Consider the following 25,743-nt stretch of genomic DNA (forward strand, 5'->3'; position numbering starts at 1 on the left):
AGATGAAAAAGAATTTAATAGGCATTTTTCTATTATTCAGTACCCTGAGCGTATTTGCTCAGGGAATTGAATTTGAACATAGCTCCTGGAGCGAGGCGGTAAAAAAAGCGAAGGCACAAAATAAACTCATTTTTGTGGATGTTTATACAAGTTGGTGCGGCCCTTGTAAAGTAATGTCAACACAGGTATTTACCAGACCTGAAATTGGCGCCACCTATAATCAAGGCTTTGTGAATGTAAAGATTGACGCAGAAAAGGGAGAGGGTATTGCACTTGCAAAAAAATACGAGGTGAAATCTTATCCAACTTATTTGTTCATCAACCCGGCTGATGAGTCTTTGTTCGATAGATCTAAAAGTTCTATAGCAGCCGCAGATTTTAATGATCTGGGGGACAGAGTTATTACTAAGTTTTCGGGCAAGAAAGAAATCAGTTTGGCTGAGCTGGATGCCAAATATAAGTCTGCCGATTATGATGAAGCTTTTTCCAGAGCTTATATAAAGCGTCTGAAAGCTGAGGGAAAGTCAACTAACCCCGTACTTGAAGCATATATCACTAAGTTTATAACGAATACGGCAACTTCAGATCAGCTTTATTTTATTGGTTTAAATTTCACAAAAGGGGCGGGATCAAAACTTTATGATTACATGATTAAGAATTATAAAGAGATTGATGCAGTGCTATGCAAAAATGATGGTGTTTCTGCTGCCAATTTATATAGCAAGATACGTGATGAAGCCAAAAGTAAGATAGATGAAGTTTTTAAATCTAATGGAGTCATTTCTGTAGGTGAGACAGAATTGAATACCCTTTTTGCTAACCTCAATGCTGTTGAAATATCAGAAAGAAAGGATAAAAAGGTTCTTGAATACAAAATAAGGTTGTATAGTTCGAATAATGATACCGTTAAGCTTATAGAGGCTTACAGGGCCTACATCAGTCGATTTCTGTTGCCAGCTGATAAAACCGCTACAATAGGAAAAGAGGGGATTATAATAGACAAAAATGCGCCTTTACCTGTCTTAGGTATTGACTCTGCCGGCGCCTCTGGTTGGTGTTCGAATTATGCATTAAGACTTTCTAAACTTTCTAAGCAAAGTCAGGATAAAAAATTGGCAATAAGTTTATGTAAAAAGGCTATAACGCTGAATAAATCCTCCGTAGTTAAAAATAGTATGAATGTAACAATTTATAATTTTGGTGATAAAGCGGGTGCGATTAAACAACAATCTGATTTGATAGCTGAAATGAAGGTTAGCAATGATGAATACCTGACTAATGCAGAAACAACGCTTCAGAAAATGAAGGATAACGAGTCTGATATTCCGGTTTTCTCTTATAAGCGTAAGTTACAAAAGAAACTTCAACACTAATTAAATGAATAAGCTATTTACGATTGCAGCATTGGTGTTACTGAACATCAGTGCTTTTGCTCAAATGACTGAAATTAGGGGGAAAGTCCCCAATCCTACAATAAATAGGGTGGTATATTTATTTCAGATAGAAGATGGAGAAACTAAACTCATTAAATCTGGTACTTCTGCAAGTGATGGCTCTTTTGTGCTTACTTTCGATCCTGCTTATGAAGGTTTCTATATGCTCGGTGGCTTTACTGCTCAGGCTGGACAATTTCCTTTATACCTGAAAAAGGGGGATAAGGCAGAGGTAACAATTGATAGAAGCAAAATGGAATTTATTGGTAAACAAACGGATGAAAACGAAATTTTGTCCACATGGAGTAAATTAACCGTTAAAGATAGAACTGCGGCTTTTCAAAAAAGTGTCCATACCAAAAATGAGAAGTTTAACATATTGATGAAACAGTTTGTTCAATTTGAACTGGATTTTTATGCGCTTAACACGGCCAGACAAAATGCAGCATCAAAAGAAAACTTGCCTGAGTATGGTAAAATACTCCTTGTAAAGGATAAATTTAAAAATGATGATGTGTTTGCTTATCCCAAAGGTAAGGCATTGATATGCATGTATGCTGATTTTGCCGCAAATCTAAATAAAGCGGCTGATGGGCTTAGTTATCTTTCAACAGATCGACAAAAAGGAATCTATATATTCGATCGCCTTAAACCTAATCTAAAATCTTATGCCCAGTTTGAGGATATGACCAATAAATATGGGAGATATCTTACACACCCGATTTTGAAAGCTAAAGTTGATGCCTTAGGTGCAAAGCTGTATAATTCTACACCTGGTCGTAAAGGAGCTAATTTTAGTTTCCCTGATCAGGATGGAAAGATGGTTTCTTTGAGCGATTTTAAAGGTAAAGTGGTTTTGGTAGATGTATGGGCTACTTATTGTGGACCTTGTAAAGCGCTTATTCCAGCATTAAATCAATTAGAAGCAGAATTGCATGATCGTAAAGATCTTGTTTTTATTGGCGTTGCTCAGGATGGGCCCAGAGCCAAGGATACCTGGTTGAAAATAATTAAAGAGCTACAAATGGGCGGAATTCAACTTTTCGCAGGAGGAGGTAAAAATGTACTGGCAAACGATTATAAAATTAAAGTAATGCCTCGCTACCTGATTTTTGATCGCCTGGGTAATGTAGTCACCGCAGAAGCTCCGCTTCCGAGTAGTCCGGAACTTAAAAAAATGTTGCTTGAAGCACTGAATAAATCATAAAACAAATAGATAAGAAAATTCTGTGAAATTAAACCGAATTAAACACTTAATTGCGCTTTTAATCGGGTTGCAATTCATCAATCCAGCTTTTGCCCAAACCGGTGATTTTGATCCTGCGAAATTAGAAAGTGAGCTGAAGTTAAATAGCCAAAAGGCCTATGCCGCATGTGTACGGATTGTTAATCTTGATGTTAATCAGCAGGCTGTAGGCGGATACTTTAGTGGGGTAGTGGTAGATGCAAAGGGACACATTCTTACAGCCGCCCATGCGATAAATCCGAATCAGGCTTATCTGGTTAGTTTCCCTGATGGACGTGAGTTTAAAGCGAAAGGATTGGGGGTTATTCATTCCATAGATGGTGCCATGATTGTGATCACTGAAAAAGGGAAATGGCCAATTGCCGAGATGGGTTACTCATTAACTTTAGAAACCAATGCCCCTTGTATGAGTATTTCTTATCCGGGAAGTTTTGCTGCTAAGAAGCCAACGATAAGATTCGGGTATATTGGCGAACCAAAGCATAAAACCAGCTTTATGCGTAGTACTTGTTTAATGGAGCCAGGAGATTCTGGAGGAGCATTGTTTGATCTTAAAGGAAGAGTAATTGGTATCCATAGTCGTGTAAGTTTTAATTTAGATGAGAACCTGGAGGCACCGATTGATAATTTTAGAAAATACTGGGAGGCATTAAAAGAACCTGCTGTGCATAATGCTTTTATCAAAGAAGAGCAGTTCAAGATGAACAAAAAGTTCAAACAACAGTTGCCGGTTCCGCAAATGACCGAACTCATCGCAAGTTACAAGGAGCAAGATGCTATTTATAAAAATAACGTTTTTACTGTGAAAGACTCGCTTAACGGCAGTGTTTTAAGTACACTAGTGAATCTGAACGGACTGCTGCTCGAATCGGGGCTGAAAGGGAAAAGTTTTTTCATCAGTAAAAGCTCAATGGTAGGAGCAAAGCCTAAAATAGAATTGAAAGATGGTAGTATGGCTGATGCAAAAGTAATTGCCCGGGATGAGGCGAACGACCTGGTACTCCTTCAAATTAATCAGGAAGTAGCGGGCGGTGTTAACTTGAATACTGCGGCAGTTAATTTTGGCTTTGAGCAATTAGGTACGTTCCTGATATCCCCTAAACCGAAAGCTGAGGCTGATATGAGCGTATTAGGAAATTTCCACGTCAGTATCCCGAAATCGCCTGAAAGGTATTTAGGAATCGGAGTGAGTTTTAACAATACTGACAATAAGATGCTGACTACAGGGGTGTTTCCCTTGGCATCTGAAAAGCAGGAAGCAAAACCTGATGATATTGCGGTATATGATGGACTAAAAAAAATCAATGATCGTATGATTTTAACGACAGACGATTTGCCGGAAGAATTGTCGAAATTTGAAACAAACCAATCCATAAAACTGGAATACACTAAGAATGGTGGGGCAACGCACACTAAAACAATTACATTAAAACCCCGCTATGTTAAATCTAATCCGCAAAAAGACTTGTTTGTGGAAGGAAAAAGTCTGCGACGTGATAATTTTAAAGAGGTGTTTGTTCATGATGCCAGATTAGCGCCATCAGAATGTGGAGGACCTGTATTTGATGCAAAGGGTAATTTTTATGGAATTAACATCGCCCGGTTAAGTCGCACGAGCAGTTTAGCTATCCCTGCACCCTTGATTGTGCAATTTGTAAAAGGAATAACAGTGCTTTAATTCCTGTCTTTTGATGATACCTTATTAAGGAGGAGCTGGATTATATCAAAGTATAATCCAGTAATTCCATTTAATCCTCCATTTTATTTTTGGAGTCGTTGGTCTATTTTTGGTATTCGGATAGTTTTTATAAAACTATGCAAACTAACCCTTTACCAATAAACTAATCAATGAATCTAAAAGTGTTTGGCTTGTTCACTTTGGTAAGTATTTACCTTAGTCATCAGACAGGTTTTGCTCAAGAGCAAAATAAGAAAAGTACAAAAAAAGTTGTTGACGTCACTCATCAGGATAGAGAGATAATTGTTAGTGTTAAAGACAGAGACAATTTTAATCTATTAGACAGTGTTAGGGTGGTGATTGGTATACAGTCAAAGCACACCCTTAATGGTGTTGTAGTTTTTGAGAATATAGGAAAGGATTCTGTAGTACTGATCAACAAACCGGGATATTATGGTTTAGTGAAAAAACTATCTGCAGGAACTATGCAGATTTTTCTGCAAAAAAGTAATGAAGCTGCCGACGGATCAATTGTCAATACAGGATTGTATAGCAGACCTAATTCCATATTTTCCGGAGCAGCAGTAACAGTTAGTGGTACCGATTTGCGTAAAGTTAACAGTAGCAGCTTCATTAATGCACTGAAATATTTTGTACCTGCTCTTTCTGCTTCAAGAAGTAACCTTGTTGGTGGGGACCCGAATGCAATCTCGGATATCAGGTTAAGAGGCGCTAATAATTTCGCCTTTGGTGCTATTGTCGCCAATAGTAAAACAGGACAAAAAGGAGTTCAGCTTGCGCCATCATCGGCTGATTATATTGCTTCCAATATATTTTCATCTGGTAGTCCTGTAATCATTATGGATGGGGTACAGGTAAGTTTGCAGACTGCAACCGATTTCGATATCAACAGTATTCATAGCATTACCGTTTTAAAAGATGCTGCAGCCACAGCTGTTTATGGTTTGCGCGGTGCAAATGGTGTTATTGTCATTAAAACCATAAAGCCTCAAAGAGGACTGTTAAATGTTGGGATTATATCTGAACTGCAAATTGCTGCTGCGGATTTATCTTCTTTTAATGTATTAAATGCAAAAGAAAAGCTGGGCATCGAAAGTAAGGCAGGTTTGTATGCAGGCGATCTGGCACCGTATTATGCAAAGCGTTATGATGATGCTTATAATAAAGGTATAAATACAAACTGGTTAGAAATGCCCTTGCGTCAGGGTATTGGAATGAAACATTCCCTTAGTCTGAGTGGTGGAAACGACGATATGGTTTATAGTGTAACCGCTGCTTTTAATGATAACCAGGGTAGCATGAAAGGTTCGTCTAGAAAAACGTCAGAGCTGGGGGCTTTATTTGGAGGCCGAATAAGGTCATTTTCGTTTGACAACAGATTTTCATATTTAGCTGCTGTTGCGTCGAACTCGCCTTACGGAACATTCAATACTTATACCTTACAAAACCCATATTGGAATCCTTATGACCCAGAAACAGGGAAAACGCAAAAAATATTAGAGGAAATTACTATCGGAGGGAAAACAATCAATTTGATGAACCCGGTATACAATACCACTATTGCAACTAAGGATATTGCTGATTATTCGAGAGTTAGTAACATAACCAATTTGAACCTGGTGATCAATGAAAAGCTGAAGCTAAATGGAAATGTAGGGATTAGTAAACAAATGGATGAAGTCAATTACTTCTTGCCACCTAGTCATACTACTTTTGCTGACGTTACTGCAGACAATCTGTTTGAGAGAGGGCATTATGAATATACTTCAAATTCATTTATGAATATGGAAGCTGGACTTCGCCTGGATTACCATAATATATTTGGAAAACATGAAGTCTATGCAACTGCAGGACAAAATATGATCCAGACTTCAAGTGAATCTACTGGGTTAATAGTTCAAGGTTTTAATGTTGACCGATTATCAGATATTGCTTTTGGAGCTGCGTACGCTACAACAAAACCCATTACCGGAAAAATTATTACCAGATATGCTTCTACTTTTGCCAATGCAGTATATAGTTATGCAAATCGCTACCAATTGGATTTATCTGCTGCCAATGATCTGCATTCTGCAATTGGAAGAAACGATAATAGCGTACTATTTTGGGGTGTTGGTTTATCATGGAATGTAAAGCAGGAAAGTTTTCTTGAATCAATTAAATGGATAAACAGGCTTAAATTAAGAGGAAGTTTAGGTACCACAGGTAATCAGTATTTCTTATCTTATCTGAACAGTACAACTTATAATTATTATACAAATCAACAGTATATCCCAGCTGGTACAGGAAGTGGTGTTATAGGCCGTGGGTTAGGCGCATACTTAACAAGTTATGCCAACCCTAATTTGAAGTCGCCCGAAACATTTAAACAAAACATAGGTTTGGATGTTGCAATGCTCGACAACAGACTAGCTTTAAATATTGATCTGTATCAACAAAAAACTTCCAATCTAATTTTGCCTTTAATTTCTGATCTCTCTAGTGGTTTTGTTGATTATACTTATTATCAGAACCAGGGTAGTATTGAAAATAAAGGACTGGAGTTTAGTGCGCTAGGTACTATTTATAAATCCGATAAAAATAACCTGAACTGGAATCTGCGTGTAAATGGTAGATGGAACAAAGATGAAATTACATACCTGACAGGATATTCACCTAGCGCAATCTGGGCAGTACCTTCATTAGGCATTGATTCACAAACAGGAGTGGAAATGTTCCAGAAAAAGGATGGATCTACAACAAGCGTTTGGGATGCAAATGATAAAGTTCTAGCCGGAGATTTGATGCCTTCTTTAATGGGCTCTTTTGGAACAGATGCCTCATTCAGACAGTTTTCTGCAGGTATCTATTTCAATTATCAATTGGGAGCTAAGGTCTATAACCAAACTTTAGCAGACAGGGTTGAAAATGCAGATGTCTTTTATAATGTAGATCGTAGAGCACTCATGCAAAATTGGACAAATACTATTCCAACATATGCAACAACCAGACTGGTTCAAAAGGACGATAGAATTCAATGCTCGTCAATCATGCTGGGTTATACTTTGCCAAAGAATCTTGCTAATAAAATCAAAGCTAAAAATATAGGTGTCAGGTGTATGTTGAATAACGTCTTTGAATGGGGAGGTGCCGAAATGGAGCGCGGAATTTACTATCCGTTCCAACGGAACTATACTTTTTCTTTAAATGCAAATTTCTAAAAGCGTAAAATCAGATTTATGAAAAGTTTTAAAATCAAAATATTAACTGTTGTAGGGGGGCTTTTACTGTTGTTTAGTGCATCATGTAAAAAATGGGTGAGCGACACCAGCGAACCTTTGCAGGTGGATGAATCACTTGTATTTTCTACAGAAAAAGGCTTTCAGGATGTGTTAACTGGTGTATATCTGCAAATGGGCGATTCGACCCTTTATGGACGTGATTTATCAATGGGCGTTCTTTCTTTGCTGGGCAGGAGTTATGACCAGAATATTGAAACCTCTATAGGACCTTTGTTTTATGAAAGTGCCAGATATAATCTTCAGGGTGCTGACTTAAAGAAATATGCTGCTGAGGTATGGATAAAAATGTATCAGTCTATTGCTAATCTAAATAATCTTCTGGTAAATATCGAAGCTAAAAAAAGCATATTTACTGGTAATAATTACAATCGCTACAAAGGAGAAACCCTGGCTTTAAGGGCCTATTTACATTTCGATCTGCTTCGTTTATTTACGATGGCGCCGGCAGCTGGTACAAGTTCTGGCCCTGGTATTCCTTACATTAAAACAATAAGTCCGGGTAAGGCAGCAATCTCCACTATAGATGAGGTGATGGGAATGTGTATAGAAGACCTGAAAACTGCAGAAAGTTTACTGAGTCCTACTGATGTAACAAATTATAGAATTAATAACTGGGCAGTGAAGGGAATGTTAGCCCGTTTATACTTATATAAGGGTGATCATGAAAATGCGAAACTGTGTGCCAATTCTGTAATAGAAAGCAACAAGTTTCTGCTAGCCAAAACGAATGCAGATCTGTTTTTTACCAATGAAAATTTGTTTAATCTGTTTCTATATCAGTCGCAGTCTTTTCAGAAATCCGTATTTGCTGACCAGGCCAAACTGGGGCTAACCGCGGTTAATCAGACTGAACTTTATGTAAAAGTAAATGGTGCTGTGGCAGATTGGAGAAAATCATTTGTAGACCCTACAACAGGAAACGGGACAGGCGCTCCCTTTATGCCTAAAAAGTTCTATCCTTTCGCTTCAAAGCCTTCAATGCCCATGGTTCGTTTGACGGAAATGTACTATATAGCCGCAGAGTGTGCCCTAAAAGATGTTGATGCAGTTAAAGCTACTGCTTTACTCGATACCGTAAGGGTACACAGAAATTTGCCCAAATATCCTATCGCAGGGTTGACACTGGAAAATTTAGGAATAGAAATCAAGAACGAATATCAAAAGGAGTTTATAGCAGAGGGACAGATGTTTTTTTACTACAAACGCAAGAATATGCCGTTTGCAACATTACCATTTACCAAAGTCCCGGTTGATGGAAATGCATCATACCTTTTTGTTAAGCCAGAATAATTTTTTAAGCATCCGATTTCTAAAACATTTTTGTTAAACGATCAATATGAGTAACGACTATAAAATATTAAACAAGACTTACAGGTCCATTTGTAGAGGATTGTCAGCACTGTTATTGCTAAACCTGCTTTCAACAAGTCTTTTTGCCCAAAATGTCACCATCACTGGTACAGTTAAAGATGAAAAGGGTGGACCAATACCAGGGGCTGTTGTTCAGGATGTAAATAGTAAAATTGTCACCTCAACTAAAGCCAACGGTACTTACGAGTTAAAAAACGTGTCCCCTAAAGCTACTTTAAGGTTCTCATATGTAGGTTTCAAACCGGTATACATGCCTTTAAAGTCAGGAGAAAAAATCGTGGATGTTATCTTGAAAGCTTCAACAACAACTTTGGCAGAAGTATCTATCAATAACGGTTTGTATAAAAGACCAGTTGGGAATTTTACAGGTGCGGCAAAGGCATATTCGGGTGAAGAATTAAAAATGGTAAACCCTCGTAACGTGATTCAGGCATTGGCTGCAATCGATCCATCAGTACGTTTGACAGAAAATAATATCCTGGGTAGTGACCCGAATCAGTTGCCTGTTATACAGATTCGGGGACAAAATAATTTACCCGTGTCAGCTTCTGGTAATCCTACAACTGGAACACCGGTTTCAAATGGTGATATGATGTCGAGTTATTTATCCAATCCAAATGAGCCTTTACTCATTTTGGATGGGTTTCAAACGACCATGCAAACGATTTACGATATGGACATCAATCTGATTGCCAGCATTACCGTATTAAAAGATGCAGCGGCAACAGTTGCTTATGGTTCTAAAGCTGCAAACGGTGTAATTGTAGTCGAAACCAAACAACCCTTACCTGGTAAAATCAGAGCTACCTATTCTGTAAATTTTAATATTGAATTGCCTGATTTATCCTCTTATGATTTATTAGATGCAGAAGGAATACTCGAAGCCCAACGATTGGCTGGGATATATAGTGATGAAAATCGTTTCAATGATATTGCTAAAAAGCAATGGTACAATTACCGTTTAAATAATGCGAAAAGGGGAGTAAATACCTATTGGCTTTCACAACCTGTACAGATTGGTTTCGGCACAAATCATAGTTTTTCATTATCTGGTGGGGCCGGGGCATTACGTTATGGACTTAACCTGAATTATAACAATTCTGAAGGTGTAATGAAAGAATCGTCCCGAAGCCGTTATAATTTAAGTTATAATCTTTCTTACGTAGTTAAGAACGTGAAGTTTGATAACCGGATAACCCTGGGCTATACTAAAGGTAACAATACGCCTTGGGGAAGCTTCAGAGATTATGCAGATCAGTTTCCTTTTTTCAGAAATAAAGATGAAGCGGGAAATATCATTAAAATATTAGAACCGAACAATAAGGAATTGGAATTTGATGGGAACGCACCCGGTGGAACCTTCACCAATCCATCTTATAACTCGACTTTAAATATAAAGGATTATTCAGCCAACTTAAGCATTGGGAACAACACCAATGTGGAATGGACAATAATGGATGGATTGCAATTGAGAGGTAGTTTGGGATGGAACAGGAATGTTCCAGAATCGGAAAGCTTTTACCCAGCTGATCACACTTCATTTGTAAAATCAATCTCGATATTTTCAGAGCTTGGAAGTTATGGACAATTAAGAGGGATAAATACAGCTATAGATGGTAAGATCAATGGAAGCTACCATAAAAAAATGGGTAATCATTCCCTGTTTGTTGCAGTGGGAGGTTCATTTCAGCAAACATCAAGTCAAAGTACAAGGGTGGGCGTAACGGGTATCCCGATCGATTATCTTAGTGAATTGGGCTTGGCTAATGGTTTTGGTTTGTCGAATACTAGGCCCCTTTCTAATAAAAGCTTAACCAAAAGTTTGTCCAATTATTTGAGTTTAAGTTACAATTATGATGATCGATATACAGCAGAATTTACCTTCAACCAAAGTGGTTCTTCTCAATTTGGTTCCAATAATAAATTAGCCCCTTTTTATGGAGGTGGCGTGGCTTGGAACATTACAAATGAAGATTTTTTTAAAGAAAATGATATTGTACAATCAGCTAAGCTAAGAGCTAGTTTTGGTATCACTGGTAACCAGAATTTTTCTCCGTATATGTCAACCCAGGTATATGAGTATAGCTTTATCAATGATTACCGCTTGTCACTTGGTGCATTGTTAAATAATTACGCCAACCCGGATTTGAAATGGCAGCAAACCTTAAAACAGAATCTGGGCTTAACCTTAGGTTTGTTTAAAGGAAAAATAAACGTTGGGATGGATTTGTTTAGAGAAACTACGGATAATTTGATTTTACCTCTGGATGTTGCACCCTCTACAGGCTTTGTAAATTATCAGGATAACCTTGGAGGTACCAGAAATCAGGGGTACGAGGTTTCGATTTCTTCACCGCTGATTAAGAATTCAAAAAGAAATATATTTTGGACGGTTGGCTTTAATACCGGCCATTATACCAATGTGATTACCAGGTTGTCGCCAGCTATTGAAGCTATTAATAAAGCTAATAACAGTTCTTTTGATCGTGAAACTCAAAAATCGCCATTGCCAAGATTTGTCGTTGGACAATCAACGACCCAAATCTGGGCTGTTCCATCATTTGGGATTGATCCTGCAACCGGTAAAGAAGTATTTGAGAAATTAGACGGCAGCAGAACTTTTATTTGGGATGCTAATGATAAACGCCCAATTGGAGACGCAAACAGTAAGTTTAAAGGTGGTATGTCATCAAATTTCACTTATAAAAACTTTGTGCTGAATTTTAATCTCGTTTTCCAAACAGGTGGATACATGTATAATCAAACGCTTGTTGATAGAGTTGAAAATGTTGATTTGCTTTCAGGTAATGCGGATCGCAGAGTACTTACAGACAGATGGAAACAGCCTGGTGATCATTCTTCTTTCAAATCGTTGGTATCTGGTCCAAATGCCGGGTTACAACTGACCAATGCCACTTCAAGATTTGTTCAAAAGAACGATTTTCTTGATATAACCAGTATGACTGTGGGATACAATTTCCCTTCAAACTTAAAGTGGGTTAAGGCTGCCCGCCTGTCCACACCACGCATCATGATTACCCAGAACAATTTTGCTCGTTTTGCTACAATCAAAACGGAACGCGGGACTGGTTATCCATTTGCCAGAAGTTTCAGCTTTGGCTTATCTACTAATTTCTAATCTTTTGTATCATAATAAGATGAATCAGAAAACACAACAAAAAAGAGGCCGAATCACCATACTAAAATTTGGGTATTTTGTGCTATTCAGCCTTGCCTTAATTGGGACAGGTGGTTGTTCTAAAATGCTGGATTTACCAGCCAGGGATAAATTTCCACAAGATATATTGTTTAAAGACGAGCAAGGATTTATTGACGCGCTTACTGGTATTTACATTGGAATGGATAAGCCAAATAATGGACCGACAGAGGGCTTGTATACCAATAATTTAACTGCTGGAATGCTTTCCATAATGGCTTATAATTATACGAATGCATCCAGCTCATCTGCCAGCAGTGGTTTGTATGCCAATGCTTCTCGGTATAATTATGAGGATTCAGGCGTAAAAAAAGAGATTGCAGGTATTTGGGCTGGGATGTATAACAATATTGCCAATTTAAATAACCTGTTGCGACATATAGATGAGAAAAGAGGATTATTTACCCGGGACAATTTTTATCGTGTAAAAGGCGAGGCACTGGCTTTAAGGGCATTGTTTCATTTTGATCTGGCCCGTTTATTCGGACAACCTCCTTTAACTGGAGCTGATGCGCCGGCTATACCTTATATCACAAAGTTCGATATCCAAACCAAACAATTTGTTTCTTTAAATATGGCTGTGGATTCTTGTATAGCAGATCTGCAATCGGCGAAAACTTTATTGTCGCAAACAGATACCACAGCACTTAAAATGGGTTCTCATGATTTATTCTCTTCCTATACCCAAAATCACATGAACTATTGGGCAACACAGGCCCTGCTGGCACGCGCTTATCAATATAAAGGAGATCATACCAATGCCATTAAAGCGGCTCAGGCATTAATCGGTAGCAATAAATTTCCTTTAATTACTACGAATGTTGCCAGTTCGTCAAATACGACAAGAGATCGCTTGTTTTCACAAGAATTGGTATTTTCTTTATATAGCAATAAGGTAACGAATATCAATAATAGCTTATTTAATATACCGAATACTGCGCTCACTTTAGCTGCTACTAATAAGGATTTAATTTATAAGGGATCTACTGGAAGTGCTACAGATTATAGATACATTTCCTGGTTTGATGCCAATACTCCAGGTGTTAATGTGCCTTCTAAATTATTTCAAGATGCTAAACTGCCTTATTTTCTTCAAAATAATATTCCCTTATTAAGAATTTCTGAAATGTATTATATCGCTGCCGAAAGTGCAGGGCGTGCAGGAGACCTAGGCGCTGCTTTAAGCTATTTAAATAGAGTTAGGGTTAGCAGAGGTTTAACTGATTTAACTACAACAACGGTAATAGATCAGGAAATACTTTATGATGAAATCATGAAAGAATATAAGAAAGAATTTATACAGGAAGGACAGACTTTCCTTTACTATAAACGATGGAACAAAGACCTTGCAGCGGTAACAGGAACTACCGTAATTGTGCCTAAAGGGGCTTATGTTTTTCCTATTCCTGATAAGGAAATTGAATACAATCATTAAGCTAAATCAATTGATAAATAGAAAAGACATGAAACGATTTAAACAATATTTGATATTATTTTCTGTAATTCCTTTTATATCTGCTTGTGAAAAGCAACCAGAATTATTTAAGGAAACTGCTGGACTTTATTTCGGTGTTGCGGAAGGACAGCTCAGTTATTCCTTTGCTAAATATCCGAAAAAGCTGTTGGATACGATATATGTGCCTGTGAATATTTTAGGCGATGCAGCGGGTACAGATAGATCCATTTCCATTGACTACGTAAAAGCTGTTGATATGGATGGTCTGGAAGGACAACATTTCAAATTACCTGAACAGGCAGTAATGCCGGCAAATGCTTATAAGACGGTTGTTCCCGTTGCGGTTTATCGTACCGCAGATCTTGAAAATAAGCCAGTTAAGTTTAAATTAAAAGTTAACCAGAGTGATAGTTTTCCTGGTTTAGGTATTACCAATCAGCAGACGGTTATTGTGAACCTGGCGTATATGCAACAGCCTGCAAATTGGGGTACACTCACAGGTTCACTTTTTGCCGGTTATTCAACCAATTTTGGTACCTGGACCAAAACTAAGTATAAGGTGATTTTAGATGCCTTATATGATGAGGAGAAAGGGGAAACTATTACAGAATTTCCAGGTACTCGTAGTCAGCCTCCTGTTATATACAGTCAATATTTAAGTATTGTAAGGAATTATATACGCATAAACTATCCTGGTAACTATGGGGGAGTCGGGGCTAAATTATTAGATCCAGACGCGAATAATCAGCCTGTACAAGTTGGACCTGCAAATTATTAGCGCTAAAATGAAAGACATGAAAAAGACAAAAATCACGCTATTAAGCGCTATTGTTGTATCAGTTTTGTTTATTGGCTGTTACAAGGATAAGGGTAATTATGACTATCAGGATCCAGAGGCGGTAAATATTGCTACGGATATGGATAAGGTAGATCGTACTGTTTTTATAACTGCAGACTCTATAGATCTGAATCAGAATGACAGCCTAAAAGTAAGACTTAAAATCAATTCTTCTATAGGTGTTGCAGACGATTATAATTATCAATGGTTAGTCACACAGTATAGCTCAACGAATCAGAATCCAAAAACAAATGTCATTGGTTCGGGGGTTCATCTGGACGCAAAAATTGTCTTGCCTCCCGATTTGTATCGGTTGGTAGTAAAATTGACGAGTAAAAAATCGGGTATCGAGTTTTACAAGCATTTTGCATTGAATGTTTCGGCAGCTGCCTGGGGTAGAGAAGGATGGTTGGTGCTGCAGGATCAATCTATTGGTGGTGGGGCAGACCTATCTGTGATCACAACAAGAGACGGATCTGTAAAAGGCCAGGTGTACAACAATGTTTATTCTTTGTTTAATAAACACAAATTACCTGCGGGTACTTATAAGGTAAATGTGACTAACTATGCGACCAATTTGCGTGCACAAAGGGTAACATTTTTTTATCCGAACGGTGGTGTAGAAGTAAGAAGTACTGACTTTGCTGATTCAACTAAATCTGAGGGATGGTTTGTTGTTCCTCCAGGTAATACTAATTTTCAATTGAATGGTTCTGCAGGGGGCAGTGGTGCGGGATGGGAATACATCATCAATAACAACCAGATATCTTACCGTCAGGTGTCTGCACTTTCTATTAAAAATCCTCCTATTTTCTTTAGCCCGCCATATTTGGGCAGCTTTACTTTGAGTCCTTTTGTAATTAGTTCAGCTAATAGTGATTCATATATGACTTTGTATGATAAGGCTAACCGTTGCTTTTTATTGCTAAGAGTAGAGACAGGTACATTCGTTCCTGCAAATCCTGATGTTCCAAACAAGCATTTTGTGAATTATGCAGGAACTGCATCAGATCTAAATCCCGTTACAGGTTCTGGATTTGATTTAAATAATATGCAGCATAATCTGGTTCATGCTGAAAATGCACAGCCTATGACCACCAATAATGGTTACTGGAACTGCATTTTTAGAAATGAGGGTGGTGATGCTACTTATTTAATACAGTTTCAGAGAGCGATAACTTACGCTAATAATTTTAAAACAGGTCGATATCTATTAACTGAAGCCAATTGTCCTGGTATTAATTCGGCTACGATGTTTGCCTGCCCTACTTATTTGTCTTTACCCGAAGGCGCATTTTATTATGTAAATGGGAACAATATTTATAAATGTGAGGTCAATCCTTTAGCAACATCTATAGCGAAAGTTGGTTTGACTTTTCCTGCCGGTACGGTAATTAAAGTGATGAAAACATTGAATTCCGGATATACAGCTGCTAATCTACCTGCTACTGAGGGTCGCGTGTTGGTCGTGGCTACAGATGAATCCGCCAGTGGAGGAGGTCATAAAGTATATTTCTTCAACTTAAACGCAACAGGGGATATTACTGGTTCGCCCGAAAATCCCGCTGATGTTTATACCGGCTTTGATAAAATCACAGATATTACTTTTAAAAAGGCCCTGGGACGTTAAACAGAACTAAAAACACAATTATATAAAACTCGGATAATCAGAGTGATCACTCTAAATGAAACAAAAATTTATGAAATTAAAATTTATCCCTTTTCTTGTTGCGCTATTCGCATTTGAGACAGGATTTGCGCAGGATTCTGCAGCAGTGAAGAAGCCGGTAGTAGCTAAACTGAAGGCTTATAAAGATATTATTACGGCCAAAGCTACTTCTAAAAATGGCTTGTTTAAAGTCCATAAAGTAGACGAGAAGTATTACTTTGAGATTCCTGACTCTTTATTATCAAGGGAGTTTTTATTTACTACACGTTTGTCTAAAGTAGCTACAGGTAGTCCGAAATTTGGTGGCGAAATGATGAATGCCATGATTGTATCATTTGAGAAAGCTCCAAATGATAAGTTGTTTGTAAGAGCAATTACGAATGTAGCCCAGAGTAATCCAACAGATATCATTTCTCGAGCAGTTAGAAATGCAACCATTGAACCGATAATCATGGTGCTTGATTTAAAAACTCGTGGTACTGATAATAAATCATCAGTGATTGATATGACAGATTTCTTTATGAAAGATAATATGATCTCTGGTTTTAATGCTGAAGCAAAGAAGCAAATGGGAACAGGAGCACCGGCGGCCGACAGATCAATGCTATTATCGATGGATGCTTATCCTGAAAATATTGAAATTAAGTCGTTAAAAACTTATACTATAGGTGCTGCACCTGCAGCTGCAGCAGGACCGGATGGTCCGGCAGCGCCAGGCGCTGGACCAGCTTCGAGTGTTGGTGTAACATTTGAAATTAGCAACTCGGTAATGGCCATGCCAAAAGTACCGATGTCAATTCAAGTATATGACCCTAGAGTTGGCTATTACAATGGTAGCTATCAGGTTTTTTCTGATGCACAACAGCAAGTTGAAACTAACCGTTTTATTGTTAGGAATAGATTAGAGGTTAAACCACAAGATATGGCACGCTATAAAGCAGGCGGTCTTGTTGAACCGAAAAATCCTTTGGTTTATTATGTCGATCCTGCTACACCAAAGCAATGGAGACAATATATCATTGCAGGTGTAAACGATTGGAATGAAGCCTTTAAAGGCGCAGGGTTTAAAAATGCAATTGTTGCAAAAGAATGGCCTGAAAATGATAAGTCAATGAATATTGAAGATGCTCGTTATAGAGTAATCCGTTATTTTCCTTCTGTATCACCTTTTGTAGTTGCGCCAAGATTGAGTGATCCCAGAACAGGGGAGATTCTTCAGGCTTATATAGGATGGTCGCACAGTCAGGTTAAAACTTTGCACGATTGGTATATGATTCAAGCTGGTGCTGCAGACCCTAATGGTAGAACAATGAAATTTAGTAATGAATTGATGGGGGCATTGATCCGTGCTGAAATTAGTCGTAACGTAGGATTTAACCTTGGTTTACGTGAAAATTTAGGTAGCAGTTCAACTATTCCAATTGCTCAGCTTAGGGATAAAAAATGGTTGGAAAAAAATCCATTTAACCATTCGATCATGGATCTGAACTTTTACAATTATGTAGCACAGCCAGAAGATATGATCTCAAGAAATGGATTGATTCCTAAAATAGGTGTGTACGACAAATGGGCAATTAAATGGGGTTATACTTATACAGGTGCCAAAGACTTCGAAAGTGACAAAAAGATCCGTTTGAAATGGATTTTGGATAATGTTAAATCGGGTTCTAAATTATGGTATGGAACAATCACTGCAGGCACTAATCCAAGTGATCCATTTGATCCAAGCGTACAATGGGCAGATTTGTCAAATGATCCGATAAAAGCAAGTGAGTATGGAGTTAAGAATTTAAAATTTGCGATGGCAAACTTGCTTAAATGGGCAGATAGAGAAGGTGATACCTATTATACTACTTCAGATTTATACTATACCTTATGCGATCAGTTTTCTTTCTTAATTCGTCACGTTTATTCTAATGTGGGTGGTGTTCATACTACTATTAAAAGTGTAGAGGAGGATGGTGATGTGTTTAAACCAGTAGCTAAAGCTACTCAAAAAGCAGCTGTAGCATTTATGAACAGAGAGGTGTTTAATACACCAACCTGGATTTTTGATCCAAATATTTTAAATAAATTTAGTAAGCCAGCTAAGAAAGAGCAGTATCAGAAAATGCAGGACAATGCTTTGAGTTATTTAATTCATTCTCCTCGTCTTTTTAGAATGAATGCGGCCACCATGCGTTACGGTGCAGAAGCGGTTTATACGGTGGATAACTTGTTTACAGACCTGAATAATGGCTTATGGGCGGAAGTGAAAAGCCATAAAGCGGTAGACAGTTATAAACGTATATTACAGAAAGCTGCTATTGGTTATATGATTAAATCTGCGCAAGACGGTGAAAAACTTCCTGATTTAAGTAAGCCAGGTCTGGAAGAATTGGCTGGTACTGATGTTCCGGTAGTATTACAATCTCACCTGAAATTAATTATGGATCAGTGTAATGCAGCTATTCCTGCTTATAAAGATCAAGTGATGGTGGCACATTTAAAATACATTTCAGCAAGAATTGCGAAGTATTTAGATGTAGAGAAAAGTAAATAAGGATTTATTAGAACGATATTTTTTAGAGATGAAGATGAAAATGATATTTGTTGGGCTACTGGGCTTATGTTGCAGTACTTCGATGGCTCAACAAGAAAAAGTTCAGAAAGCCAAGACAGATTCGGCTAAAAACACAATCAAGCCGATCAGTTCGATTGTAACAAAAGATACAGAGAGTAAAAATGGAATGATCAACATTCACCGGAATGGAGATAAATATTATTTTGAAATTCCTGATGCACTCTTGAAAAGAGAACTTCTGGTAACCAGCTGGTTGGTAACTGTACCTGGCGGTAGTCCAAAATTTGGTGGAGAGATTATGAACACACGTACGATTTCTTTTGAAAAGGGATTTGGTGGCAAGCTGATCATGCGAGCAATGAGTGTAGGTAACCAGGTTGATCCAAAAGACAACATCGCGAAGGCTGTAGCCAATTCAAGCATTGATGCCATTGCAATGGTGTTTGACATTAAGGCTGTTGGACAAAACGGAAAGAGTTCAGTAATTGATATTACAGATTTTTTCCAGAAGGAAAACACCTTTACGATGTTGAGCCCTGAGGTAAAATCAAAAATGTCTGTTAGTGGGATTGCTGCGGACAGAAGTTACCTGAAAAGTGTGGCTTCTTATCCTGCCAATATGGAGTTTAAAATGGTAAGAACTTATGCTGCTACGGCTGGTGGTGGAGCTGCTGCTCCGGGACGTCCCGCAGTCGCACCAATAGAAGCTGCTAAAATTGGATCTGCAATTACAATGGAGGTTTCAGTTTCCATTTTCTTAATGCCGGAAAAACCAATGATGCCGCGCCATTTTGATTTACGTGTAGGTTATTTTGCAAATTCATATCAACCCCTTTCTGATCAGCAGCAAGATTTTGGGCCGACAACCTTTATTGTTCGCTATCGTTTGGAACCAAAGGCTGAGGATATGGCAAAATATAAAAGAGGTGAATTGGTAGAACCGAAAGAGCAAATTGTATATTATATAGATCCGGCTACACCTAAACAATGGCGCCCATATTTAATTGCAGGTATTAACGATTGGAATGAAGCCTTTAAGGCTGCCGGTTTCAAGAATGCTATTATTGGTAAAGAATGGCCTGAAAATGATACGACGATGAGTCTTGAAGATGCACGTTATAAAGTGTTGAGGTATTTGCCATCAGACATCCCTAATGCTTACGGACCTAATATTCATGATCCTAGAAGTGGAGAGATTTTACAAAGTTATGTGGGATGGTATCATAACGTGATGAGCCTTGTGCACGATTGGTATATGGTTCAGGCTAGTCCGAATGATCCTAGAGCTCGTAAAATGAAATTTAGTGATGAGTTAATGGGAGAATTGATCCGTTTTGTATCCTCACATGAAGTAGGTCATACATTAGGGCTACGCCACAATATGGGAAGCAGTAGTTGCACTCCAGTTGAAAAATTAAGAGATAAACATTGGTTGGAAGCGCATGGACATTCTAGTTCTATCATGGATTATGCACGTTTTAACTATGTTGCACAACCTCAAGATAGTGTAGGTATTGTTTCAGGTATTATGCCACGTATCAATGATTATGATAAATGGGCCATCAAATGGGGATACACCTATATTGGCGCTAAAAATGACCAGGAAGATAAAAAAGTAGTATCTAGATGGATTACAGACAGCTTGAAAGCTAATCCGAGATTATGGTTTGGTGGTGAAGGTATGAACTTCGATGCACGTTGTCAGACAGAAGATGTGGGCGATAATGCCATGAAAGCCAGTGAGTACGGTGTTAAAAACTTACAATATGTATTGGCTCATCTTGCTGACTGGACAAAGGAAGACAATGATTTGTACAATAACCAAACAAAAATGTACTTACAGGTGGCCACTCAATTTAATAGATATGTGAACCATGTGATAAAAAACATTGCGAGTGTATATGAAACCATTAAAATGCCTGGTCAACCTGGTGATACCTATTCTTCAGTACCTGTTGAAAAGCAAAGGGAAGCAGTTGCATTTTTGAATAAGCAGGTTTTTGAAACACCGACATGGTTATTAGATTTAAACATGTTGAATAAAATTGGTAGCCCTGCACGCTCTGGCGCAGTACGTTCAGTTCAAAATAGTACCATGGTTCAGTTGTTTAATGATAGGGTATTCAATACTTTAAACATCATGGAGCAACGTTTTGGTGAGGAAAAAACCTATTCTGTAAATGAATATTTATCAGATATAAAATCAGGTGTGTGGAAGGAGCTGCAAACAAATCAAGAAATTGATATGTACCGTAGAGATGTACAAAAAAATTACATCAACTGTCTCTTGAGGGTGAAAAATGAAGCGGAAGTTGGTAATAATGCCTTAGGGTTACTTTTTGGTGGACCAACCGCGGCAGAGACCATGCCATTAACTGTGAATTCTGATATTGGTTCTGTTATAACCTTACATTTAGAAAATTTAAACAAAGAAATTTTGGCTGCTGCTGATAAGGCTACTGACAAAGATTCGAAAGCACATTTGCTATTTGTTGCCAATCAGATTAAAAAGGATCTGAAGTAATTTTTAAAGTATAAATAATTTATGTTAAAAAACTCATTCCCTGCTCCGCTTTAATTGTAGAGCCGGGAATGTTTATAAAGGAGGAAATTATGAAAAAATTATTGACGATTCTGCTATTGTTTGCCGTGGGTATCATTGAAGCTATAGCAGCATCGGGTAAGGCAACTGTTAATTGTACCGTTTATGGAGCACAGGGAAGTGGTTTGTACTTATATCAGCTTAAAGATGGCGAAGCCCATAGTTTGGGCTTTAAACGCCCTGATGAAAAAGGGACATGTAAGTTTGTCGTAGATGTAAAGGAAGGTGTTTATTTTTTTAGAAAGGCAGGAGGCAAAGGTCATACCTTTAATCATGTCATTTATCTGAAAGATGGAGATGTAAAAAAAATTGATCTGTATGCAGGTAAATTATCTCTTGATTACGACAGTTGTATTGTTGAACAACCAAATGCAGAAACAAAAGCTTTGGCAAACTGGATGCTCCAGTTTAATGCGTACGAGAAGTCAGTGGTAAATAGAAAAGATCAATCCCATGATAAGTACAGGGTTTTTGAAAAGTCTGCCTCCTCATTTTTGCAAAAAAACAAAACAAAAAATGTTTATTTTAACCAGTGGCTGGCCGACAAAGTAGAAACGGATCTCAAATACCTTTTAGCAGCAAACTATTTTAATTTTGGATCGAGGTTAAATACCACTTATGATAGTACTGCTAATGCTCAGGCATTTTATAAGCCATTGCAAGACAAAAAGATTGTATGTAATCCTAGTTTGCTGCGCTCAGAAAATGGCATGCAAATGCTCAATTATATTTTTGGTTACTGGAAATTTAATAAGGTGAAAAATACAAAAGATTTGGTTGCTTCATCTTTTTCTGAAAACACAGCATTCATTTGTAATGATCAGGTTAGGCTGCGCTATCTGGCCTACCATATGAGGAACATCAAAAAATATGAAGACTTTGTAGATCATGTAAAACCTTATCAGTCATTGTTCGCTTCAGCAGAAATGAAAGCAGCCTATCAGCAACGTTATGAAGATCTTTATCTCTTTGCCAAAGGTACTCAGGGTTATGATTTCGAATTGAAAGATGTAAATGATAAGCCCCACAAGTTATCCGATTTTAAAGGAAAGGTTGTCATCATTGATATGTGGGCTATGTGGTGTGCGCCTTGTTTAGCTGAGAAACCTATTATGGCAAAAATTGAACATGATTATTATAAGGATCGAACTGATATTGAATTTATTGGCGTTTCGGTGGATGGATTAAATCGCAGTGATCTTTGGAAGGGTTTTGTAAAGAGAAATGGCTTTAAAAGTTTAGAATTACTATCAAATTCAACTGAATCTATTCAAAAGTATTATAAGATTGCAGGCATTCCACGTTTTTTGATTTTTGATCGTGAGGGAAAAATTGTAACTGTAGATGCACCCATGCCATCAAATCCTGAATTTAAAAAGCTAATTGATAAAACCCTGGCTTCAACCAACTAACGAAATTTATATGAAAATTTTAAAAAATAATATTTTATTCTTTTTATTCCTGCTTATAACTGTTGATGCCCTGGCACAGGAGCAGTTGGTTAATGTAACAGGACTACTTACAGAGAAAAAGCATGCTGAAATTGCCATCTGGAGCAATACAGCCGGATCACCGCGCCTTATTGCTACCGCAGTAACGGATCCTGCGGATAACAGGTTTTCCCTTGCTGTTCCGTATCGTGCTGATGCAACTTATCAATTGCGTGTAACGATCATGAAAATGGGTAAATTGAGATTGGAACGTGATCTTGGTGCAACATTCCCAATACAGTTAAATGCGGGCGAAAATATCAACGTAACCTTGAATCCTGCACAGTTTGATGAGAAAGCACTAAAAGGTATGGTCGTTGAAAAAGGAGCTGCTAAATTTTCTACAGCAATGGTTAGTGGTACTTTGACGAATTGGAAAATTGGAGGAGAGTTGTCGTTGGAGAAGGTAGTTGAAGGCCGTTTCCAAAAAATAGAAACCTTTAATATAGAAAAGGGTAATCCTGTTTTTAGCTTGTTAATTCCTGTGAAGGAGGAAGGTTTCTATTACCTTTCAACTACCCGATGGAAAAAGCGCCTGTATTTGAAACCTAATGATAAGGTTGCTTTAAACATAGATGGTGCCTGGGCTACAGAAACCGAATGGGTAAAAACTACAGCAGAAAACAAAGTGCTGGTTAATTGGGAACAGCTGATTCAGCCTGCTTCCGTTTATGGTTATAATTTGGAGCAGCGGTCAAGAGCGCTTATAGATTCTGTAGCTTTTAAATCAGCGTACCAATCGTTACAGCCAAAGGTTAAAGACTTTTTAGCCGGTGTTAATACGCCTAATGAGAAGTTTAACAAGCTGTTTAAAACTGCAGGTCAACTGGATAATAGCCTGCTACCATTGCGCTCATTGCTCAATCTTGCGGGGAAAAAGCATTTGTTTTGGTTACCGGCCAGGGAATTTTCTAATGTGCCAGCATTTTACAGGGAGGTGTTAAAACAAAACAAAATTAATTCCGCTGATTTGTTGCTGTTTGGGGAAGGAAATGAATACATCAACTTATATGCTAAATTTAGCCTTAGCGAACTGGATGCGCAAAAAAGACAGGGCTTGGGTGACGCAGAGAAGCTACAGCATATGATGAGCACAGTTTCAAATGAGACTTTAAAGGCATTTTTATTAAAAGGACAGCTGGAAGACCTAAATGTTAATAATTACAGCGAGTTTAAGCATGTTTTTCTTCCTTATGCAAAGTATACAAAACCGGAATCCGTAAAGTGGAAATACAATCATGTTTTGGCACAGTTTGCTCCTGATACCGTTTTTATTGGTAAATCAGCTTATGATTTTACTTTACCGGATGTAAACGGCAAACCTGTATCAATGAAAGATTTTAAAGGTAAAGTGGTACTCATAGATGTATGGGCTACCTGGTGCGGTCCTTGTAAAGCACAAATGCCTTTCCTGAAGGAAGTTGAAGAGGCGTATAAAGGAAATGATAACATTGTTTTTGTGGGTATTTCTGTTGATGCTGAATCCGCCAAACAAAAATGGTTGGATATGATCAAAGAAAAGGGACTTGATGGGGTTCAACTCTTAGATAAGTCGGGTAAAGCCTTCGCTAATAAGTACAAGATTAATGCGATTCCTCGCTTTTTGCTGATCGATAAGAAAGGCAACTGGGTTGAAGTTCGCTGCCCGCTACCTGAAAATAAAGCAAGGTTAAAGGATTATATTGATCGTGAACTAAATAAAGGCGTGTAGCGGTTTATTTTAAAGATAGAAGAGCCTGTATCAGTTTTTGATACAGGCTCTTCTATTTTACGTACTAATTAGGGATACCGGCCTTCGCGGGTATGACAAGTGCTTTACCTGGAAAAGCAGTTCTCTTAGTAAACCGGTTCGAACTGACGGAGTGAGAAAGACGCTTTCGGGCTTTTAACTTTCAATCGTCCTTTATATTCAACAGGCGATTTACCGGTAACTTTCTTAAAAATTCTTGAAAAGTAAAAAGGGTCTTCATACCCTACTTTTTGGGCCACTTCTTTTATGATTAAATTACTTTGAGTGAGCAATTGGCATGCATGACGAATTTTTATTCTGATAAAGTAATCAATTGGTGAAAGCCCTGTTTTTTGCTTAAAAAGTGCAGAATAATGCGATGATGAGTAATTAAATTCTTTGGCAATGCCTTCAACAGTAAGGTGGTTTTGTAAGTTGTCTTTCATAAAGGCAATCGACTTTTCCAGTTTATCTTCATCTTCTTCTATATTTTTATTTGCCTTATTGGGAAATAAAAATAAGGAGATCAAATGATATAGATTGAAATTGGCATAGCCTATATTTTCGAAAGCAAAGCCATCTGATAAGCTTGAATAGATTTTGTGCCATGCTTCGAGCACGTCATCACCAAAGGGTAGCTGAGTAGGGTTTTCATATTTTTGGAAATCGAAGTCAGCTTTTAGGTCATCCGCCATGCTGCCACCAAATTGTACCCAGTAAATACTCCCTGGAATTTCGGCATCTGCTCGAAAAGACTGTAGCTGATCAGGGGTTAATAGCATGAATTGATTCGTATGAATGGTAAAGGCTTCATTTCTCGTTTCAAAATGACCTTTGCCATCCAGACAATAAATCAGGATATAATTAGAGTTGCTGTCTTCATTAAATGGGTAATGATGTTTAACATTGGATGAATAGCCAATTTCAGTTATATAAAGCGCATTTCTGAAAAACTTATTCTTAATGTAGTCGTTGATTACTTCAGTTGGAACAGTGATTTGATTTTTTCCAAAGAAATCATCTTTGTGGTTAGCCTTCTCCATGGTTCTTTAGTTAGGGGTATTGGTCGAAATTGATGGAGGCTAAATACGGGCTTTAGTTCTGGATTAAAGAAAAAGTGACCACTACAAAACCACTACAATGGCACTT

At 37.8% G+C, this 25,743-nt stretch carries 14 protein-coding genes; 13 read left to right on the forward strand and 1 reads right to left on the reverse strand.

Features of this window, described 5'->3' with window-relative positions:
* Positions 1-2: 2 nt before the first annotated feature.
* The 13 genes from B9A18_RS10900 (at position 3) to B9A18_RS10960 (ending at position 24,576) form a co-directional block, all read left to right on the forward strand.
* On the forward strand, positions 3-1,373 hold the full coding sequence (locus B9A18_RS10900; protein ID WP_144009463.1) for a thioredoxin family protein: 1,371 nt from the start codon (positions 3-5) through the stop codon (positions 1,371-1,373).
* Between the two features lie 4 nt (positions 1,374-1,377).
* Positions 1,378-2,640 (forward strand): TlpA family protein disulfide reductase, encoded by a 1,263-nt coding sequence (locus B9A18_RS10905; RefSeq protein WP_084289320.1) that lies wholly within the window; start codon positions 1,378-1,380, stop codon positions 2,638-2,640.
* A 22-nt stretch (positions 2,641-2,662) separates the two neighbouring features.
* Complete coding sequence (locus B9A18_RS10910; protein ID WP_084289321.1) at positions 2,663-4,357, forward strand: S1 family peptidase; 1,695 nt, start codon at positions 2,663-2,665, stop codon at positions 4,355-4,357.
* A 170-nt stretch (positions 4,358-4,527) separates the two neighbouring features.
* Entirely contained in the window at positions 4,528-7,578 is a 3,051-nt protein-coding gene (locus B9A18_RS10915) for a SusC/RagA family TonB-linked outer membrane protein (protein ID WP_084289322.1), read from the forward strand.
* A gap of 18 nt (positions 7,579-7,596) precedes the next feature.
* Positions 7,597-8,949 carry a RagB/SusD family nutrient uptake outer membrane protein gene (locus B9A18_RS10920; protein WP_084289323.1) on the forward strand — a complete coding sequence of 451 codons (1,353 nt, stop codon included), beginning with the start codon at positions 7,597-7,599 and terminating at the stop codon, positions 8,947-8,949.
* A gap of 46 nt (positions 8,950-8,995) precedes the next feature.
* Entirely contained in the window at positions 8,996-12,169 is a 3,174-nt protein-coding gene (locus B9A18_RS10925) for a SusC/RagA family TonB-linked outer membrane protein (protein WP_084289324.1), read from the forward strand.
* A 19-nt stretch (positions 12,170-12,188) separates the two neighbouring features.
* On the forward strand, positions 12,189-13,682 hold the full coding sequence (locus B9A18_RS10930; protein WP_084289325.1) for a RagB/SusD family nutrient uptake outer membrane protein: 1,494 nt from the start codon (positions 12,189-12,191) through the stop codon (positions 13,680-13,682).
* Between the two features lie 28 nt (positions 13,683-13,710).
* Positions 13,711-14,481, forward strand: coding sequence for a DUF4843 domain-containing protein (locus B9A18_RS10935; RefSeq protein WP_159452635.1), 771 nt, complete (start codon positions 13,711-13,713; stop codon positions 14,479-14,481).
* Between the two features lie 16 nt (positions 14,482-14,497).
* Complete coding sequence (locus B9A18_RS10940) at positions 14,498-16,171, forward strand: PKD-like family lipoprotein (protein ID WP_159452636.1); 1,674 nt, start codon at positions 14,498-14,500, stop codon at positions 16,169-16,171.
* 70 nt (positions 16,172-16,241) lie between these two features.
* Positions 16,242-18,752 carry a zinc-dependent metalloprotease gene (locus B9A18_RS10945; protein WP_159452637.1) on the forward strand — a complete coding sequence of 837 codons (2,511 nt, stop codon included), beginning with the start codon at positions 16,242-16,244 and terminating at the stop codon, positions 18,750-18,752.
* A gap of 34 nt (positions 18,753-18,786) precedes the next feature.
* Entirely contained in the window at positions 18,787-21,297 is a 2,511-nt protein-coding gene (locus tag B9A18_RS10950) for a zinc-dependent metalloprotease (RefSeq protein ID WP_159452638.1), read from the forward strand.
* 89 nt (positions 21,298-21,386) lie between these two features.
* Positions 21,387-22,787 carry a TlpA family protein disulfide reductase gene (locus tag B9A18_RS10955; protein WP_159452639.1) on the forward strand — a complete coding sequence of 467 codons (1,401 nt, stop codon included), beginning with the start codon at positions 21,387-21,389 and terminating at the stop codon, positions 22,785-22,787.
* 10 nt (positions 22,788-22,797) lie between these two features.
* Positions 22,798-24,576, forward strand: coding sequence for a TlpA family protein disulfide reductase (locus B9A18_RS10960; protein ID WP_084289331.1), 1,779 nt, complete (start codon positions 22,798-22,800; stop codon positions 24,574-24,576).
* Between the two features lie 125 nt (positions 24,577-24,701).
* Here the strand turns inward: B9A18_RS10960 and B9A18_RS10965 are convergent, their stop codons facing one another.
* Positions 24,702-25,637 carry a helix-turn-helix domain-containing protein gene (locus B9A18_RS10965; protein WP_084289332.1) on the reverse strand — a complete coding sequence of 312 codons (936 nt, stop codon included), beginning with the start codon at positions 25,635-25,637 and terminating at the stop codon, positions 24,702-24,704.
* Positions 25,638-25,743 lie beyond the last annotated feature (106 nt).

Origin of the sequence: Pedobacter nyackensis, assembly GCF_900176505.1 — a bacterium.
Taxonomy (GTDB): Bacteria; Bacteroidota; Bacteroidia; order Sphingobacteriales; family Sphingobacteriaceae; genus Pedobacter; species Pedobacter nyackensis.

Excerpts from the sequence above, each read along its gene's own strand:
- B9A18_RS10945 (WP_159452637.1), top strand. The coding sequence starts at position 16,242 with ATGAAATTAAAATTTATCCCTTTTCTTGTTGCGCTATTCGCATTTGAG.
- B9A18_RS10940 (WP_159452636.1), top strand. The coding sequence starts at position 14,498 with ATGAAAAAGACAAAAATCACGCTATTAAGCGCTATTGTTGTATCAGTT.
- B9A18_RS10925 (WP_084289324.1), top strand. The coding sequence starts at position 8,996 with ATGAGTAACGACTATAAAATATTAAACAAGACTTACAGGTCCATTTGT.
- B9A18_RS10935 (WP_159452635.1), top strand. The coding sequence starts at position 13,711 with ATGAAACGATTTAAACAATATTTGATATTATTTTCTGTAATTCCTTTT.
- B9A18_RS10905 (WP_084289320.1), top strand. The coding sequence starts at position 1,378 with ATGAATAAGCTATTTACGATTGCAGCATTGGTGTTACTGAACATCAGT.
- B9A18_RS10930 (WP_084289325.1), top strand. The coding sequence starts at position 12,189 with ATGAATCAGAAAACACAACAAAAAAGAGGCCGAATCACCATACTAAAA.
- B9A18_RS10950 (WP_159452638.1), top strand. The coding sequence starts at position 18,787 with ATGAAAATGATATTTGTTGGGCTACTGGGCTTATGTTGCAGTACTTCG.
- B9A18_RS10920 (WP_084289323.1), top strand. The coding sequence starts at position 7,597 with ATGAAAAGTTTTAAAATCAAAATATTAACTGTTGTAGGGGGGCTTTTA.
- B9A18_RS10915 (WP_084289322.1), top strand. The coding sequence starts at position 4,528 with ATGAATCTAAAAGTGTTTGGCTTGTTCACTTTGGTAAGTATTTACCTT.
- B9A18_RS10965 (WP_084289332.1), bottom strand. The coding sequence starts at position 25,637 with ATGGAGAAGGCTAACCACAAAGATGATTTCTTTGGAAAAAATCAAATC.
- B9A18_RS10960 (WP_084289331.1), top strand. The coding sequence starts at position 22,798 with ATGAAAATTTTAAAAAATAATATTTTATTCTTTTTATTCCTGCTTATA.
- B9A18_RS10900 (WP_144009463.1), top strand. The coding sequence starts at position 3 with ATGAAAAAGAATTTAATAGGCATTTTTCTATTATTCAGTACCCTGAGC.
- B9A18_RS10955 (WP_159452639.1), top strand. The coding sequence starts at position 21,387 with ATGAAAAAATTATTGACGATTCTGCTATTGTTTGCCGTGGGTATCATT.